Annotated in this window: 16 protein-coding genes; 10 read left to right on the forward strand and 6 right to left on the reverse strand. The window is 69.7% G+C overall.

What is annotated here, in order from left to right:
- The first annotated feature begins 149 nt into the window (after positions 1–149).
- Positions 150–362 carry a HepT-like ribonuclease domain-containing protein gene (locus VGR06_RS43910; protein WP_414637283.1) on the forward strand — a complete coding sequence of 71 codons (213 nt, stop codon included), beginning with the start codon at positions 150–152 and terminating at the stop codon, positions 360–362.
- On the opposite strand, the gene VGR06_RS16395 is transcribed toward VGR06_RS43910, so the two are convergent.
- On the reverse strand, positions 312–1,175 hold the full coding sequence (locus VGR06_RS16395) for an alpha/beta hydrolase (RefSeq protein WP_327559941.1): 864 nt from the start codon (positions 1,173–1,175) through the stop codon (positions 312–314). The two genes, VGR06_RS43910 and VGR06_RS16395, sit on opposite strands and share 51 nt — an antisense overlap.
- A gap of 146 nt (positions 1,176–1,321) precedes the next feature.
- On the opposite strand from VGR06_RS16395, the gene lspA reads away from it, so the two are divergent.
- The 3 genes from lspA (at position 1,322) to VGR06_RS16410 (ending at position 3,913) form a co-directional block, all read left to right on the forward strand.
- Entirely contained in the window at positions 1,322–1,882 is a 561-nt protein-coding gene (gene lspA / locus VGR06_RS16400; RefSeq protein WP_327559942.1) for a signal peptidase II, read from the forward strand.
- Entirely contained in the window at positions 1,879–2,808 is a 930-nt protein-coding gene (locus VGR06_RS16405) for an RluA family pseudouridine synthase (RefSeq protein WP_327559943.1), read from the forward strand. Before lspA ends, VGR06_RS16405 begins: the two co-directional genes overlap by 4 nt.
- Positions 2,809–2,959: 151 nt before the next feature.
- A complete protein-coding gene (locus tag VGR06_RS16410; protein WP_327559944.1) occupies positions 2,960–3,913 on the forward strand; it encodes a hypothetical protein in 954 nt (317 codons plus the stop codon).
- Positions 3,914–3,952: 39 nt separating this feature from the next.
- On the opposite strand, the gene VGR06_RS16415 is transcribed toward VGR06_RS16410, so the two are convergent.
- On the reverse strand, positions 3,953–4,879 hold the full coding sequence (locus VGR06_RS16415) for an AsnC family protein (protein WP_327559945.1): 927 nt from the start codon (positions 4,877–4,879) through the stop codon (positions 3,953–3,955).
- 107 nt (positions 4,880–4,986) lie between these two features.
- On the opposite strand from VGR06_RS16415, the gene VGR06_RS16420 reads away from it, so the two are divergent.
- The 5 genes from VGR06_RS16420 (at position 4,987) to VGR06_RS16440 (ending at position 10,588) form a co-directional block, all read left to right on the forward strand.
- Positions 4,987–6,228 carry a CehA/McbA family metallohydrolase gene (locus VGR06_RS16420; RefSeq protein WP_327559946.1) on the forward strand — a complete coding sequence of 414 codons (1,242 nt, stop codon included), beginning with the start codon at positions 4,987–4,989 and terminating at the stop codon, positions 6,226–6,228.
- Positions 6,229–6,294: 66 nt separating this feature from the next.
- Complete coding sequence (locus tag VGR06_RS16425; RefSeq protein WP_327559947.1) at positions 6,295–7,704, forward strand: extracellular solute-binding protein; 1,410 nt, start codon at positions 6,295–6,297, stop codon at positions 7,702–7,704.
- On the forward strand, positions 7,697–8,647 hold the full coding sequence (locus VGR06_RS16430) for a sugar ABC transporter permease (protein WP_327559948.1): 951 nt from the start codon (positions 7,697–7,699) through the stop codon (positions 8,645–8,647). Before VGR06_RS16425 ends, VGR06_RS16430 begins: the two co-directional genes overlap by 8 nt.
- The gene (locus VGR06_RS16435) at positions 8,644–9,462 is read left to right on the forward strand and encodes a carbohydrate ABC transporter permease (protein ID WP_327559949.1); all 819 of its coding nucleotides are present in this window, start codon (positions 8,644–8,646) and stop codon (positions 9,460–9,462) included. Before VGR06_RS16430 ends, VGR06_RS16435 begins: the two co-directional genes overlap by 4 nt.
- Before the next feature lie 40 nt (positions 9,463–9,502).
- Positions 9,503–10,588 carry an ABC transporter ATP-binding protein gene (locus VGR06_RS16440; protein ID WP_327559950.1) on the forward strand — a complete coding sequence of 362 codons (1,086 nt, stop codon included), beginning with the start codon at positions 9,503–9,505 and terminating at the stop codon, positions 10,586–10,588.
- On the opposite strand, the gene VGR06_RS16445 is transcribed toward VGR06_RS16440, so the two are convergent.
- From VGR06_RS16445 to VGR06_RS16460, 4 genes are all read right to left on the reverse strand, one after another.
- Positions 10,574–11,167 (reverse strand): Uma2 family endonuclease, encoded by a 594-nt coding sequence (locus VGR06_RS16445; RefSeq protein ID WP_327559951.1) that lies wholly within the window; start codon positions 11,165–11,167, stop codon positions 10,574–10,576. The genes VGR06_RS16440 and VGR06_RS16445 overlap by 15 nt on opposite strands.
- A 146-nt stretch (positions 11,168–11,313) precedes the next feature.
- Complete coding sequence (locus VGR06_RS16450; protein WP_327559952.1) at positions 11,314–11,838, reverse strand: GNAT family protein; 525 nt, start codon at positions 11,836–11,838, stop codon at positions 11,314–11,316.
- A complete protein-coding gene (locus tag VGR06_RS16455; RefSeq protein ID WP_327559953.1) occupies positions 11,835–12,260 on the reverse strand; it encodes an OsmC family protein in 426 nt (141 codons plus the stop codon). Before VGR06_RS16455 ends, VGR06_RS16450 begins: the two co-directional genes overlap by 4 nt.
- Before the next feature lie 12 nt (positions 12,261–12,272).
- On the reverse strand, positions 12,273–12,902 hold the full coding sequence (locus VGR06_RS16460) for a uridine kinase (protein WP_327559954.1): 630 nt from the start codon (positions 12,900–12,902) through the stop codon (positions 12,273–12,275).
- A gap of 103 nt (positions 12,903–13,005) precedes the next feature.
- Between VGR06_RS16460 and dnaE the strand changes: the two genes are divergently transcribed.
- Complete coding sequence (gene dnaE / locus VGR06_RS16465) at positions 13,006–16,572, forward strand: DNA polymerase III subunit alpha (protein WP_327559955.1); 3,567 nt, start codon at positions 13,006–13,008, stop codon at positions 16,570–16,572.
- The last annotated feature ends 5 nt before the right edge of the window (positions 16,573–16,577 follow it).

Raw genomic sequence — 16,577 nt, forward strand, 5'->3', positions numbered from 1 at the left:
ATGCTCGTGGCTGTTCTGTTGTGATCCTGCGTCGACAACAGGAATGATCAACAACAGCCACGAGCCCCACCAACCCACCCCCACCAGCCACTCACCCACAGCCACTGAGAGGCGTCACACCCCGATCAAGTTCGAAGAGCCAGTATGGGCTGCTTTCTCAAGAGCTTGCCAAGGAGCTGATCCCATCGATCGGTACGCGGAACATACTTGTGCACGAGTACTTGGAGATCGATATCGATCGGGTCGCTGCCGCTGTAAAGCTGGCGCTCGATGGATATGGGCGCCATGCGACGACCATTGCACGGTTTTTGTTACGTGAGGTGGGTGCCGAGGAAGCGCATGATGTCGGGGAGGACGCGTAGCCAGTAGGCGGAGTTGTGGGCGCCTTTGGAGATCGCGGGGAGCTCGGGGCGCGACAGGGTGATGAACTCGCGGGCGGCGTCGGCGAAGGCGTCCTCGGTGCCGCACCAGAGGCCGATGGGGGTGCCGGTGAGCTCGTCGGTGTGGTGGAGGGGTTCGAACTCGAGCCATTGTTCTTCGTCGCGGAAGGAGTTGCGTTTCTTGGCGTCGGACCAGTACTGGAACATGGCCGGGCTGGCCAGGGCGACGGCGCGGAGGTCCTTGCGCTGGCGGGCGTAGTTCAGCGCGGCGAAGCCGCCCATGGAGAAGCCGAGGGTGCCCTGCGGAGCGCTGAGGCCGCGGGTGGTGAGCCAGCCGGGGAGGTCTTCGAGGAGCATCCGCATGGGGTTGTCGCCGTCGCGGTCCATGAGGTAGGTCCGGCCGCAGTCGACGGCGACCGCGGCGAACGGGGGGACGCCGGAGCGGGTCGCGGCGGTGAGGAACTGGGGCAGGCCGAAGTCGAGGTAGCCGCGGGCGTCGCCGCCGCGGCCGTGCAGCACCAGGCAGACCGGGAGCTTCTGGTCGGGAAGGCCGGCCGGGCGCATGATCACGAGGTTGATCGCGCGGCCCCGGGCCGGTGAATACACCCGATCGACGGTAACCCGGCCGGGCGGGACGTTGGGTACGGTCGCCGCCTGCGAGCCCGCCCTGCCGGTAGCGAGCTCGCCCTGCGCCGCCTCAGTGGTCGCGCTGGCGCCGGCGACACCGGTGCCGACCAGGGCGAGTCCGAGGCCACCCAGCAGGAGCTGACGCCGGGTGACCGGCGGTCTTCCCATCTGGACCCCCCTCCCTCACCCAGCGTGTCGCGAACTCCATCGGCTGATCATGGTGATGGGTTACGCCGCCGCCGGCAATAGTTCACGGTCACAGTTGCCAGTAGGTCGAAACCGGGCAGGAGTGCCGGGCCATGGACAATGGTCGAATGAGCAGCGAGCAGGACGCCGGAACGACGGTCGAGCCCGACACCCCGCCCCTTCCGCCGCGGCGCGGGCTGCTGCTGGTCCTGGTGGCGCTCGTGGTGGTCACCGCCGACATCATCACCAAGATCATCGTGGTGGCCACGCTCGAGGGCGAGCGGCCGGTCCGGGTGCTCGGCGGCCTGGCCTACCTGCAGCTCGTGCGCAACCCGGGCGCGGCGTTCTCCATGGCCACCGGGATGACCTGGGTGCTCAGCCTGATCGCGCTGGCGGTCGCCGGCGCCATCGTGTGGATCCTGCCGCGGCTGCGTTCGGCCGGCTGGGCGGTCGGCCTCGGCCTGGTGCTGGCCGGCGCGCTGGGCAACCTCTCCGACCGGATCTTCCGCGCGCCCGGCCCGCTGCGCGGCCATGTGATCGACTTCGTGTCGGTGTTCGCGCCGAACGCCGAGAAGTTCCCGGTGTTCAACGTGGCCGACTCGGCGATCACCATCGGCGGCGCGCTGATCGTGCTGATGGCGCTGCTCGGCCGGGACTACGACGGGCGCTCGACGAGGGCCGCCACATGACCGGTCTCCGCACGTTGCCGGTGCCGGAGGGACTCGACGGCATGCGGGTCGACGCGGGACTCGCCAAGCTGCTCGGGCTGTCCCGGACCGCGGTGGCGGAGCTCGCCGAGTCCGGTGACGTCCGGCTGGACGGCCGGGTCGCCGGCAAGTCCGACCGGCTGGTGGCCGGCACGATGCTCGAGGTGAGCCTGCCCGCGCCGGCGGCGCCGGTCCAGGTCATGGCCGTGCCGGTCGAGGGTCTGATCGTGCTGCACCAGGACGACGACATCGTGGTGGTGGACAAGCCCGTTGGCGTCGCGGCACATCCGAGCCCGGGCTGGACCGGGCCCACGGTGATCGGCGGCCTGGCCGCGGCCGGCATCCGCATCTCCACCTCCGGCGCCGCCGAGCGCCAGGGCGTCGTGCACCGCCTGGACGTCGGCACCACCGGCGTCATGGTGGTGGCCAAGAGCGAGCACGCCTACACCGCGCTCAAGCGCGCCTTCAAGGAGCGCACCGTGGAGAAGCGCTACCACGCGCTGGTGCAAGGCCACCCCGACCCGTCCGCCGGCACCATCGACGCTCCGGTGGACCGCCATCCCAAGCACGACTACAAGTTCGCCGTGATCGCCGGCGGCAAGCCCGCGATCACGCACTACGAGACCCTCGAGGCGTTCCGCGCGGCGTCGCTGGTCGACATCACGCTGGAAACCGGGCGCACACACCAGATCCGGGTGCACTTCGCGGCGCTGCGGCACCCGTGCGTGGGTGACCTGACCTACGGGGCCGACCCGGTTCTGGCGCGGCGGCTGGGGCTAGCCCGGCAGTGGTTGCACGCGCGCACGCTGGCTTTTGAGCACCCGGCGGATGGGCGGTCGGTGGAGTTTGTGAGTGAGTACGCGGTCGATCTGCAGGAAGCACTGGAGCGGCTTCGGGGGGAGAGTTGACGCGCAACGTGACGTTGCTTCCCTAGAAGGGAAGCAACGTCACGTTGCGCACCTGTAGGGAGCTGTAGGGAGCTATCCACAAGCGACCCAGTTGTCCACAACTTCGCCCGCCCCGCTACCGAACCCCCGTCGGCGTCGGCACCGTAAACGCATGCCCCGCAGAAATAAGGTCAACTGGCAGGCAGTCGAAGCCGCCGCACAACCTCACTCAGTAATCGCCAGATGGCAGCTCAACCAGCTCGATGTCTCCGATCGGATGATCTGGGAACGCACCCGCCCTGGCGGCATATGGAAGCGTCTCCTCCCCGGCGTCATCAGCCTTCACAATGGTGATCCAAGCTGGCTGCAGCAAGTCGAGGCCGCTCTGCGGTACGCCCGCCGAGGCGCGATGGTTACCGGGCTCGCCGCTGCCCGCCTTTACGGCCTACGCCGGGTGCCCCCGACCGATCGTGTGCACCTGCTGGTACCCATTGACAAGCAACCGGCGACCTATGGCTTCGTGGTCGTAGAGCGCACCACACGCCCGCCTCGGCCCGAACTCAAGGGCGGGTTCCCGGTGGCACCGCTCACCCGCGCGGTGCTCGATGGCAGCAGACGCCTGCTTCGCCAGGACGATGTCGATGCGCTCATTGCCGAGGCTGTGCAGAAGGGCCTGACCACGCCACGCAAGCTGGCCGACGAGCTGGACACGGGATCCCGGCGGGGTGCCGGGCGCCCGCGCGTCACGATTGAGGCGATGTTCGCCGGCGCCCGATCGAAAGCCGAAGCCGATGCCTATCGTCTCGTAGACGCGAGCTGCCTCCCCCGGCCCGTGTGGAATCCGACGCTGATTGCGCCGGATGGAAGCAGGTTGCCGACCCCTGACGGCTGGTTCGATGATGTCGCACTGGCGTGGGAGATCGATTCGCTGGAGTTTCATCTGTCTCCGAAAGACTACGAACGCACGCTTCGGCGACACGCGATCATGACCGCGGCCGGCATCGTCGTGCTGCACACGTTGCCGTCACAACTCGTGCGTGAACCGGCGGCTGTGCTGAACGAACTCAGTGCCGCGTACAGGCAGGCTGCGCTTCGCCCGCGGCCCCCGATCGAACGCGCAACGTGACGTTGCTACCGCTCTAAGGAAGCAACGTCACGTTGCGCACTAGCTGTCCACCGTCCAGTTCAACGCCCGTGATTCCTCGTCGGGCCGGGGGCTCCACCGCACCGAGCCGATCACCGTCGCCTCCGGCACCACGTAGACCGTGTGGCCGCCGGCGGTCTCCCCGGGGGCGACGCCGATGCGGTGCGGCGGGCGGGAGGAGAGCGAGACCGGCGCCTTGGAGATCGTTTTGCCGTCCGGGGTGACGAGCACCAGGTAGAGGTCGGGCAGCGTCTGGAATGGGACGGAGCCGCGGTTGGTGAGCTCGGTGTGCACGACGACCGAGCGCTCGCCCTCCTGCAGGCGGTAGCCGGCGGCGGTGAACAGGTAGTCGGCCGGGTCGACCACCTCGACGAGCTGGATGGCCAGGCGCTCGCCCTCCAGGCCCTCGGTGAGCAGGGTGGCGCCGACGCCTCCGGTACGCGGGGCGGTGCGGGTGGTGGGTTGGGTGCGCTCCTGCGGGGGTGGGGCGGCGGTGGGCGGGCGGTCGCCGCGGGCCCAGGACGAGCTCTGCGGCGGGCCCCAGGTGCTCATCGGCGTGGCCGCCGCGGGCTGCGGGAACGGGTTGGACGGGGGTCCGGTTTGCAGCGGGAAAGGGTTGCTCGGCGGGGGCGGACCCGGCTGTGCCGGGTAGGGGTAGCCGGGCTGAGGGTAGGGCGGCGGGTAGCCCTGCACGTTGTAGGGGCCGGAGGGAGTGGCGTAGCCGCCGGCCGGAGTCACGGGTCGGGTCGCGAGTGCTGCGCGCAGACGGTTCTGGTCGCATTCCACGCCCACCAGCAGCGGCAGGCCGGTGGCGGAGAGCGCCACCAGCCGGGAGGCCACCTCACGGGGATCCATGCCCAGCCGCGCGGCGACGTCGTGCACGGCTGCTCTGCCCAGCTCGGCGACGACGCTCAGCAGGCGGGCGTCCACAGGATCGGGTGCGACCACGGCTCGAACGCTACCCGGTCGCACGGGCGGTCGCGGGCCCAGCCGCGCCGGGCCAGGCGCAATCATTCCGGCCGTTCGCCGAGGTGGATCATGGCAGGATCGGCCGGGTGAGGCCGGCGACGATCGTGCACCGCGGCCGGTGGACCCGGGCCGACCGCGCCCACGACAGCTGGCCGCGGCTGCCGTTCGAGGTGCCCGCCGGCTGCCGGGCACTGACCGTCGCCTTGGACTACGACGCCTCGGCCGGTGCGGTGATCGACCTGGGCTGCGAGGGGCCGGACGGCTGGCGCGGCTGGTCGGGCGCGGCGCGGCACCGGTACGTGATCACTCGGGACGCCGCCACACCGGGGTATGTGGCCGGCGAGCTGGAGGCCGGGCTGTGGCAGGTGGTGCTCGGGCTGCACCGGCTGCCGGAGGCCGGGGTCGACTACCGGGTCACGGTCTTCACCGGTGGTGCGGGGCTGCTCGGGTTGCCGCACCCGCGCCCGCCGGTACCGCAGCGGCCGCCCGCCCGCGCCCTGCCCGCGTCGGCGGGGATGCGCTGGGTGGCCACCGACCTGCACGCGCACACGGTGCACTCGGACGGGCAGCTCACCGTGGACGAGCTGGCGGCGCTCGCGGTGTCGCGCGGGCTGGACGCGCTGGCGGTCACCGACCACAACACGGTCAGCCACCACGCGGAGCTGGCCGCGGCCGCGCGCCGGTACGGGATCGCGCTGATCCCCGGCCAGGAGATCACCACCGAGCAGGGGCACGCCAACGCGTTCGGCGACATCGGCTGGGTGGACTTCCGGCAGCCGGCCGCGGCGTGGATGTCCACTGTGGACGATCGGGGTGGGCTGCTCTCGGTCAACCACCCGCTGGCCGCGGACTGCGGCTGGCGGCACCCGCTGCCGGCCCGGCCTCCGCTGGCCGAGGTGTGGCACTCGAGCTGGCTGGCCCGGCGCTGGAGTGGGCCGCTGGCCTGGTGGCAGGCCTGGGGCACCGAGGTCACCCCGGTCGGCGGCAGCGACTGGCACGGGCACGCGGAGAACCACGAGCTGGGCTCGCCGACGACCTGGGTGGCGGTGCCCGCCTCCGCGCACGGGCCGGATGAGCTGGTCGCGGCCGTGCTGGACGGGCTGCGCGCCGGGCGCACGGCGGTGTCGGTCGACCTGTCGGCGCCGGTGCTGCTGCCGGTGGACGGTGACGTGATCGCCCTTGGCGCGGCCGGGTTGCTGCTGGTCGGGCCGGATGGGCGGCGGCCCGTGCAGGCCGACCGGGAGGCGTTCGCCGCGACCGGTCAGGTGCTGATGGGGCACGACGGCGAGGTCGTGGCCCTGGCGGGAGTTCCGCGCGATCTTGTGTGAGGTTGTCATACCTCGCTTATCGTTAGAAGATTTCTGGCACCACTCGACGGCGAGAGAGGTGCCCACATGCGACAGAGGCTGATACTGGCGGGGGCGCTGTCCGCGTCGCTCGTCCTCTCCGGGTGCCTGGGGCAGCAGCAGAACGGTGGCCAGCAGGGCGCGGAGAATCGGAACGCCGACGCCAAGGACGTGACGTTGACGATCACGTCCAACTCGGTGGCGGGTGGGAAGAACGCGCTCGGGGCCGCCTGGATCGCTGACTGGGTCATCCCGCGGTTCACCGAGGCGCAGAAGGCCAAGGGGGTCAACGCCACGGTCAAGTTCGACGGCATCGGGTCGGACGACAAGGACTACAAGACCAAGATCGCGCTGGACTTCAACACCGGTGGCGGGGGTGACGTGGTCGAGCTCGACGGGATCTGGCTCGGCGAGTTCGCCCAGGCCGGTCAGGTCAAACCGCTCGACGAGGTGGTGGGCAGGGAGAAGGCCGACGCCTGGGACGGCTGGGGTCAGGTGCCCGACGCGGTCGAGGCCCTCGGGAAGTTCGAGAACAAGCGGTACGGGATCCCGGTCGGCACCGACGGCCGCGTGCTGTTCTTCAACAAGAAGCTGTTCGCCCAGGCCGGGTTGCCGGCCGACTGGCAGCCGAAGAGCTGGGACGACATCATCACGGCCGGGCAGAAGCTCAAGGCGCTGCCCGGGGTGATCCCGATCCAGCTCAACGGCGGCACGGCGATGACCGAGGCGACCACCATGCAGGGCGTGCTGCCGCTGCTGGTCGGCACCGGCAAGCAGATCTACCAGGACGGCAAATGGCTGGGTGCCAGCCAGAACCTGCGCGACGTTCTCGGTCTGTACCAGAGGATCTACGGCGGCGGCCTCGGCGACCCGTTGATGCAGCAGGAGGCCAAGGGCCGGGACCGGTCGTTCGCCCAGTTCGCCGAGAACAAGATCGGAATCCTGATGGAGAGCGACTACTTCTGGCGCTCGGTGGTGGAGCCGACCAAGGGCGTGGCCAAGATGGCCGACCGGAACACCGCGGTCGGCTGGGCGCTGGTGCCGGCGAAGACGTCCGGTGCCGGCGTCGGCGGGCAGGACTTCGTGAGCATGTCCGGCGGGGCGATCCGGGTGGTCAACCCGAACACCAAGTACCCGCAGCAGGCCTGGGAGCTGCTGCAGTTCATGAACTCGTTCGAGGCCACCAAGGCGCGGCTGGCCGGCAGCGCGCAGCTGACCCAGCGCGACGACGTGAACAAGGAGGTGCTCGCCGGCGACCCGATGCTGAACTTCATCGCCACCAAGGTGCTGCCGATCACCCGGTTCCGGCCGGGGCTGGCGGACTACCCGGCGGTGTCCTCGGCGCTGCAGCAGGCCACCGCGGACGTGATCAGCGGCAAGAGCCCGGACGACGTGGCGGCCGCGTATCAGGCGGCGCTGGTGAAGGTGGTCGGCCAGGACAAGGTGGCCGGTGGCTGATCCCGGCGTCGGCGCGACCACCCTGCTCGAGGCCCCGGTCGCGCGCCGGGCCTCGGGCAGCCGGGTGGACACCGCGGGCCTGGGAGTCGTGCGGGCGCTCGGGTTCGTGGCGCCCGCGCTGGTGCTGATCGGGGTTTTCCTGATCTTTCCGGCGTTGTGGACGCTCTACATCGGAATCACCAACTACCGGCTGACCGGGCCGGCGTCGGTCTCGCCGCAAGTGGTGGGGTTTTCGAACTTCGTCGAGGCGCTGAACGACGCGCTGTTCGGCAACGCGGTGTGGCTCAGCCTGCTGTTCGTGGTCGGCTCGGCGGTGATCGGGCAGAACCTGCTCGGCTTCGCGCTGGCCTGGACGCTGCGCTCGGTCCGGCCGGGGTTGCGCCGGCTGGTCGAGGGACTGGTGCTGCTGGCCTGGATCCTGCCCGGCGTGGTGGTGGCCTACCTGTGGATCGCGGTGCTCGACCGGTCCGGCGGCACGCTCAACGCCTTGCTGAGCACACCGGGGACCGCGTGGCTGCTGCAGTACCCGATGGCGTCGCTGATCGTGTTCAACACCTGGCGGGGCACCGCGTTCTCGATGATGCTGTACGGCTCGGCGCTGGCCGCGGTGCCGCCGTCGCAGCTGGAGACCGCGCGGCTGGCCGGCGCGGGGAGCGTCGGGATCGTGCGGGACGTGGTGTTCCCGCACATCCGCGGGCACGTGCTGACCAACACGCTGCTGATCAGCCTGTGGACGTTCAACGACTTCACCCCGTTCCTGCTCACCGCGGGCGGGCCGAACCATCGCTCGGAGACCCTGCCGGTGTTCATCTACCAGCAGGCGATCGGCGGCGAGGGCAACGGGCGCCTGGGCTACGCCTCCGCCATCTCGCTGCTGCTGCTCCTGGTGAACCTGGTGATGGCGTTGGTGTACCTGGGTTTGCTGCGCCGGCGGCAATCATGAACGGGCTCGTGTTGCGGCGGGTGGGTTACACGGTGTTCCTGGCCGTGGTGCTGGCGTTCTTCGCGATCCCCATGCTGTGGCTGGCCAGCGCGCCGTTCGACAGCCGGCCGGGGATCGGGTTGCGCTGGCCGGACTGGACGCTGCACAACGTCCGGGCCACGGTCGACCACCCGTACGCGCTGGGCTCGCTGGTGAACTCGCTGATCCTGTGCGTGGTCGCCACGGCGGTGACCACGGTGCTCGCCACGTTGGCCGCGTACGCGCTGTCCCGGGTGCGCATCCCGGGCCGGGACGCCCTGCTGTACCTGCTGTTGCTGCTGTCCAGTGTGGTCACCGGAACCGCGGCGATGGTGCCGGTCTTCGTGCTGATGACGCAGCTGGGGCTGATCAACTCGCACTACGGCACGGCGCTGGTGATGGCCGGCGGGATGCTGCCCGCGGCGATCTTCATCCTCAAGGACTTCGTGGACGCGGTGCCGCGCTCCTACGAGGAGTCCGCGCGGGTGTTCGGCGCCTCCGCCGGCCAGGTGCTGCGGCACGTGGTGCTTCCGGTGGCCCGGCCCGGCATCGCCACGATCTTGGTCTGGTCGTTCGTGCAGGCCTGGGGGAACTTCCTGCTGCCGTTCCTGCTGCTGCGCGACGTGGACAAGCAGCCGGGCGCGGTGCTGCTGCAGACCCTGCGCGACGAGGGCGGCACCGCGAACCTGACCGTGATCCCGGTGTTCTCGCTGCTGTACTCGATCCCGGTGGTCGTGCTGTACCTGTTCGTCAGCAAGCGGTACGGGTTCCGCTTCCACGGAGGGATCAAGGCGTGAGCTCAGGGGCCAACATTCCCGAGATGGAGGACACGGCATAGTGGCGGGTATCGAGCTTGGTGGTCTGTCCACCGTGTATCCGAACGGGGTGCGCGCGGTGGACGCCCTGGACGTGTCGATCTCTGATGGTGAGTTCTTCGCGCTGCTCGGGCCGTCGGGGTGTGGCAAGACCACGCTGTTGCGCACGATCGCCGGGCTGGAACCGGCTTCGTCGGGCACGGTCGAGATCGGCGGCCGGGACGTGACCCGGGTCGAGCCCGGCCGGCGCCGGGTGGCCATGGTGTTCCAGGACTACGCGCTGTTCCCGCACATGACCGTGGCGCAGAACATCGCCTACCCGTTGCGGGTCCGCCGCGAGCCGCGCTCCCGGCAGCGTTCGGTGGCCGAGGAGACCTCGGCGAGCCTCGGCCTCGCCGGGTTGCTGGAACGCCGTCCTGGCCAGCTCTCCGGCGGCCAGCAGCAACGGGTCGCCCTGGCCCGCGCCATCGCCATGGAGGCCGACGTCCTGCTGCTCGACGAACCACTGTCCAATCTGGACGCCCGGCTCCGGCTCGAGGCCCGCACGTTCCTCAAACGCCTGCAACGCGACCTGGGCCTGACCACGGTCTTCGTCACCCACGACCAGGCCGAGGCGCTGGCGCTGGCCGACCGGATCGCGGTGATGGACTCCGGCCGCATCCGTCAGCTCGGCAGCCCCAAGGAGGTGTTCCAACGGCCCAACAGCACGTTCGTCGCCAACTTCATCGGCTCCACGCCCATGAACCTGCTCGACGGCGTCGTCCGGGCCGGCGCCGTCGAGGTAGCCGGCGCACGCCTGGCCACTCCGGCCGCGGCCGGTCTGCCGGATGGCACTCCGGTCGTCGCCGGCATCCGCCCTGAATACCTGTCTCTGTCGCCGAACGGTGACGGTATCCCCGGCGCCGTGTCCATTGTGGAGAACCTCGGCATCAGCTCCCTGGTCACCCTCGAGTGCGCGGACGGCACCTTGGTCGGAGCCACTGTGCTGGAGCACGACGAACCCGAGATCGGCTCCAAGCTCATTGCCGCCCCGCACCCGGGCCGGTTTCTCCTTTACGGTGCGGACGGTCTCCTGTTGGGAGCGACTGGCGCGCTATCTCAGGCCTGATTTCCACTCGTTGCCGTCCGCCACCAGTAGATCCGGCACGATCGTGATGGGAAACGGCCGCGTAGCGTGGAACGCCTCGTCCCCGGTGACCTGGGCGACCTGCCGGTATTTGCTCCTATTGAGTTCGAATACGGTGAGGTTCGGGCGCTGGTAGTCCGGATCGACGATCCAGTAGGACCTGATGCCGAACTTCTCGTACTCCCGTTTCTTTGTGATCGTGTCCCGAAATCGGGTACTCCGCGACGTGACCTCGATTGCGAGCGGTGGTGGCTGCTCGATGAAGACCGTCCGTCGGACCCACTCGGAGTGAACGACCATGACGTCCGGGATGCGGTGGTGGTCCCGGGCGAAGTTGACACCATTGCCAGCCAATACCTCAAGGTGGTCGGGGCACCGCACGCCGAGCATGATGGCCAGCCGGGTGGCGGCCCGGTTGTGGCTGCTACGTGGTGCCGGCGTCACGTCGAGCACCCCGTGCACCAACTCGTAGCGGTTGCCGTCGTCCGGCTGGTCCAGAAGATCGTCGACCGTCAGAAGTCGATCCGGTGGCCAGACGTCGCTCAGCGCCATGACACCCATCGTGCCTCCTCATGCTTACCTCCGCCAGTGTCTCATCGCGACAGATCGATCGCGTGTTCGAGAGGCTAGCCAGGCCGGCCGACGGTCTTCGGGGCGACACGCCGTAGCGGAGTCGGTGCGAACGGTCAAATGCGCCATTCGCTCCGTCAGCCGAGCTGGACCTCGGCGCGGAGGATGCCGTAGACGACGTCGTCGCACCAGCGGCCGGCGCGGAAGGCGATGCCGCGCATGACGCCCTCGCGGGTGAAGCCGGCCTTCTCCAGCGCGCGCTGCTCGGCGATGTTCTCCGAGTCGGTGCCCGCCTGGATCCGGTTGGCCCGGGTGTGGGTGAACAGGTAGTGCACCAGCTGTCGCTGCGCCTCGGTGCCGTAGCCGAGCCCGCGCGCCTCGGGCAGCAGGCCGATGCCGATCTCCCAGCACTCGTAGGGGCTTCCGGCGTTGACCGGGCGCCACGAGACGAACCCCGCGCGCTCGCCGGCCGCCGTTTCCACCATGAGCGCGCACCGGTCCCCGCCGAGCAGCCCGTTCTTTTCGAACCGGCGGCGCCAGTAGCGCGTATCGCTGAACCCGTGCCAGTTGAAGACGCCGATCCGGTCCGGATCGGAGAACATTCCCTCCAGCACCTCGAGGTCGTCCTGGCGCACCGGCCGCAGCCGGACCGCCGCACTCACTCGAGCGTCGCCTCGAGTGTGATCGTGGTGCCGGTGAGGGCCTTGGAGACCGGACAGTTCTGCTTGGCGGCCTCGGCGGCGGCGGCGAACCCGTCGCTGTCCAGGCCCGGCACGGACCCGCGCACGGTGAGGTGGATACCGGTGATCCCCTCGCCGGGCTGGAACGTCACGTCCGCCTTGGTGTCCAGGGACGCCGGCGGCGTGCCGGCGCCGGCCAGGCCGTGCGAGAGGGCCATCGAGAAGCAGCTGGCGTGCGCGGCGGCGATCAGCTCCTCCGGGCTGGTGCGGCCCTCCGGCTTCTCGGCGCGCGAGGCCCAGGTGACCTCGTACCGGCCGAGGTTGGACGAGTCGAGCGACACGGTTCCGGCGCCCTCCAGGAGCGAGCCCTCCCAGTGCGCGTTCGCGGTTCGTGTGGTTGCCATGGGCAGATCACATCAGACCGGGCTGTCGTCCAGAACCGCGGGGTGAGCCGGATCGTCCACGCGCACCCCGGTGTCGGCCAGGTGCAGCGGCCGCACCTCCACGTCGTAGCGGGCGAACGCGGTCAGCGACCAGCCGTCCTCCTCCGCGGTGCGCCGGGTCAGCGCCGAGGCCGGCATCCACAGGTGCACCGTGTGCTCGAAGGCGAGCCCGCGGCCGAGCAGCAACTCGCCGTCCACCACGACCACCCCGGCCGCCGGCACCGTCACGTACTCGGCGCGGGTGGCCCGGTCGGCCGCGGCGTTCCACAGCGTGGGCAGCACCCGGCCGGAGCCGCCCGGCCGCAGCGGGTCGAGCACCTCGCGGGCGAGCCCGCCGGCGTCGAGCCAGTCGTCGTAGCGCGCGTCCGGGTTCCGCTTGCCGCGCTCGAACCGCAGCGACGCCGGGCGCAGGAAGTCGGCGGCGGACACCCGCAGCACCGGCCGGCCGCGGAGTTGGAGCGCGTCGCCGAGCGCGTCGGCGAGATCAGCGGGCCGGGTCGGGGGAGCGCCGTCGACGGCCACCCGGACCCGGCTGGGCCGGGCAGCCAGGGCGTCCGCGAGCTCGTCGACGAGCAGGTCGGTGGACACCGGTCGGAACCGCATGGTCTCCAGATTGTCAGACCCCCGGCGTAGAACTGGGGTTGTGTCCGACACGCCTTGCGGCATGGTGCCCACCCGCCTCGCGTCCGTCGTAGGGTGATGCCTCGTGGCGGCTGACTCCTTCGTACATCTCCATGTGCACACCGAGTACTCGATGCTCGATGGTGCCGCCAAGGTCGCGCCGCTGTTCGCCGAGGCGCAACGTCTGGGGATGCCCGCCGTTGCGATGACCGACCACGGCAACATGTTCGGCGGCGCGGAGTTCTACCAGAACGCCAAGAAGTTCGGCATCAAGCCGATCATCGGCATCGAGGCGTACCTGGCGCCGACCAGTCGCGGCCACAAGAAGCCGGTGTTCTGGGGCGAGGCCAAGCAGCGCGACACCGACGAGCTCGGCGAGGGCGGCGACGTCTCCGGCGGCGGCGCCTACACGCACATGACCATGCTCGCCGCGAACGCCGCCGGGCTGCGCAACCTGTTCGCGCTCTCGTCCCGGGCGAGCATGGAAGGCTTTTACCGCAAGCCGAGGGTGGACCGGGACCTGCTCGGCGAGTACGCCGCCGGAATCATCGCGACCACCGGCTGCCCGTCCGGTGAGGTGCAGACCCGGCTGCGGCTGGGACAGACCGCCGAGGCACTGCAGGCGGCCTCGGACTACCGGGACATCTTCGGCAAGGAGAACTTCTTCCTGGAGCTGATGCATCACGGGCTCTCGATCGAGACCTCGGTCCGTGAGGGACTGCTGGACATCGGCGCCAAGCTCGGGCTGCAACCGCTGGCCACCAACGACTCCCACTACGTCACCCGCGAGCAGGCCGGGGACCACGCGGCACTGCTGTGCGTGCAGTCCGGCAAGACCCTCTCCGACCCCAACCGGTTCAAGTTCGAGGGCGACGGGTACTACCTCAAGTCCGCCGCGGAGATGCGGGAGTACTGGGACAAGGAGGTTCCCGGCGCCGCCGACGCCACGCTGCTGGTGGCCGAGCGGGTCGAGTCCTACGACGAGGTGTACGCGCATGTCGACCGGATGCCGATGTTCGACGTGCCGCCGGGGGAGAACCAGGCGACCTGGCTGCACCAGGAGGTCATGACCGGGCTGCGCCGCCGGTTCCCGGACGCCGTGCCGGACGGGTACGTCGAGCGCGCCGAGTTCGAGCTGGGCGTGATCAACCAGAAGGGCTACCCGGCGTACTTTCTCGTCGTCGCCGACCTGGTGAACCATGCCAAGGACGTGGGCATCCGGGTCGGGCCGGGCCGCGGCTCGGCGGCCGGCTCGCTGGTGGCCTACGCGCTGGGCATCACCAACCTCGACCCGATCCCGCACGGCCTGCTGTTCGAGCGGTTCCTCAACCCGGAGCGGCCGTCCATGCCGGACGTCGACATCGATTTCGACGACCGCCGCCGCGGTGAGATGGTCCGTTACGCCACCGAGAAGTACGGCGTCGACAAGGTGGCCCAGGTCATCACGTTCGGCACGATCAAGACCAAGGCCGCGATCAAGGACGCCGCCCGGGTGCTGCACGGCCAGCCCGGCTTCGCCATCGCCGACCGGATCTCCAAGGCGCTGCCGCCGCCGATCATGGCCAAGGACATCCCGCTGTCCGGCATCGTCGAGCCCCAGCACGAGCGGTACGCCGAGGCGGCCGAGGTGCGCGCGCTGATCGAGACCGACACCGAGGTCAAGAACATCTTCGAGACCGCCCGCGGGCTGGAGGGGCTGATCCGCAACGCCGGCGTGCACGCCTGCGCGGTGATCATGTCCAGCGAGCCGCTGATGAACTCGATCCCGTTGTGGCAGCGCGACGACGGCTCGATCATCACCGGCTGGGACTACCCGTCCTGCGAGGACATCGGCCTGTTGAAGATGGATTTCCTCGGGCTGCGCAACCTCACCGTCATCGGGGACGCGATCGACAACATCCGGACCAACCGCAACGTCGACGTCGACCTCGACACGCTCGCGCTGGACGACCCCGGCACCTACGAGCTGCTCGGCCGCGGTGACACCCTCGGTGTGTTCCAGTTGGACGGTGGCGCGATGCGGGACCTGCTGCGCCGCATGCAGCCCACCGGGTTCGACGACATCGTGGCCGTGCTCGCGCTGTACCGGCCGGGCCCGATGGGCATGAACGCCCACAACGACTACGCCGACCGCAAGAACAACCGGCAGAAGATCACGCCGATCCACCCGGAGCTCGAGGAGCCGCTCAAGGAGATCCTGGCCGAGACGTACGGCCTGATCGTCTACCAGGAACAGATCATGCGCATCGCGCAGAAGGTCGCGGGCTACTCCATGGGTCGCGCCGACGTGCTGCGCAAGGCCATGGGCAAGAAGAAGAAGGAGGTCCTCGAGAAGGAGTACGAGGGCTTCCGGGAAGGCATGCGCGCCAACGGTTTCTCCGACGCGGCGGTCAAGGCGCTGTGGGACACCATCCTCCCGTTCGCCGGCTACGCGTTCAACAAGTCGCACGCCGCCGGCTACGGCCTGGTGTCGTACTGGACCGCCTACCTGAAGGCGAACTTCCCGTCGGAGTACATGGCGGCGCTGCTCACCTCGGTGGCGGACAACAAGGACAAGTCCGCGGTGTACCTGTCCGAGTGCCGCCGGTCCGGGATCAAGGTGCTGCCGCCGGACATCAACGAGTCCGGGCTGCGGTTCGCCGCCGTCGGCACGGACATCCGGTTCGGCCTCGGCGCGATCCGCAACGTCGGCGCGAACGTGGTCGAGGCGGTCATCGACACCCGGAAGAAGAAGGGCAACTACGCCTCGTTCACCGACTTCCTGGACAAGTCCGAACTGCTGTGCTGCAACAAGCGGGTGATCGAGTCGCTGGTGAAGGCCGGCGCGTTCGACTCGCTCGGGCACACCCGGCTGTCCCTGGTGCAGGTGCACGAGGAGGCGGTGGACGCGGTCGTCGGGCTCAAACGCCAGGAGGCCATGGGGCAGTTCGACCTGTTCGGCGACTTCGGTGACGGCGAGCCCGCCGCCGACGTGTCTCCCTTGGCACACCTCAAGTTCGGCACCGACGAGTGGCCGCGCAAGCAGCTGCTGGCGTTCGAGCGGGAGATGCTCGGCCTCTACGTCTCCGCGCACCCGCTGGACGGTGCCGAGCGGGTGCTGCGCAAGCACGCCCCGAAGCCGATCGCGGAGATCCTGGCCGACCCGCCGAAGGAAGGCGAGCTCGTCCTCTCCGGGATGATCTCCGCCCTGGAGCGCCGGGTGAACAAGCAGGGCGAGCCGTGGGCCATCTGCACCATCGAGGATCTGGACGCCTCGATCGAGGTACTGTTCTTCCCGAAGTCCTACTCGGTGCTGTCGATCGACCTCGTCGAGGACGCCGCCGTCGCCGTCAAGGGCCGCGTCAACTGGCGCGAGGACAAGATGTCGGTGTTCGGCTCAGGCCTGATCCCGCTGGACATCACCGACGTCGAGCACAACCCCGGCCTCGCCCCGCCGTTCGTGCTGCTGTGCAACCCCAGCAAGCTCAACGACGAGGTGGTCGGCGACCTCAAGCAGGCCCTGGCCGCCCACCGCGGCGACACCCCGGTGCACCTCCGCTTCGACCACAAGGAGAACGGCGTCACCCTCGCCCTCGACGACTACCCGATCAAGGTCTCGCCAGCTTTCCTCGGCGAGATCAAAGCCATCCCCGGCATCACCGTCGACGCCTGAGCGGG

Origin of the sequence: Actinophytocola sp. (assembly GCF_036002505.1) — a bacterium.
Classification (GTDB): domain Bacteria; phylum Actinomycetota; class Actinomycetes; order Mycobacteriales; family Pseudonocardiaceae; genus DASYTH01.

What these genes read in the sequence shown, in the direction of transcription:
- VGR06_RS16405 (WP_327559943.1), top strand. Translation starts at nt 1,879, where the DNA reads ATGACCGGTCTCCGCACGTTGCCGGTGCCGGAGGGACTCGACGGCATG.
- VGR06_RS16455 (WP_327559953.1), bottom strand. Translation starts at nt 12,260, where the DNA reads ATGGCAACCACACGAACCGCGAACGCGCACTGGGAGGGCTCGCTCCTG.
- VGR06_RS16445 (WP_327559951.1), bottom strand. Translation starts at nt 11,167, where the DNA reads ATGGGTGTCATGGCGCTGAGCGACGTCTGGCCACCGGATCGACTTCTG.
- VGR06_RS16425 (WP_327559947.1), top strand. Translation starts at nt 6,295, where the DNA reads ATGCGACAGAGGCTGATACTGGCGGGGGCGCTGTCCGCGTCGCTCGTC.
- VGR06_RS16410 (WP_327559944.1), top strand. Translation starts at nt 2,960, where the DNA reads ATGCCCCGCAGAAATAAGGTCAACTGGCAGGCAGTCGAAGCCGCCGCA.
- VGR06_RS16395 (WP_327559941.1), bottom strand. Translation starts at nt 1,175, where the DNA reads ATGGGAAGACCGCCGGTCACCCGGCGTCAGCTCCTGCTGGGTGGCCTC.
- VGR06_RS16435 (WP_327559949.1), top strand. Translation starts at nt 8,644, where the DNA reads ATGAACGGGCTCGTGTTGCGGCGGGTGGGTTACACGGTGTTCCTGGCC.
- lspA (WP_327559942.1), top strand. Translation starts at nt 1,322, where the DNA reads ATGAGCAGCGAGCAGGACGCCGGAACGACGGTCGAGCCCGACACCCCG.
- VGR06_RS16460 (WP_327559954.1), bottom strand. Translation starts at nt 12,902, where the DNA reads ATGCGGTTCCGACCGGTGTCCACCGACCTGCTCGTCGACGAGCTCGCG.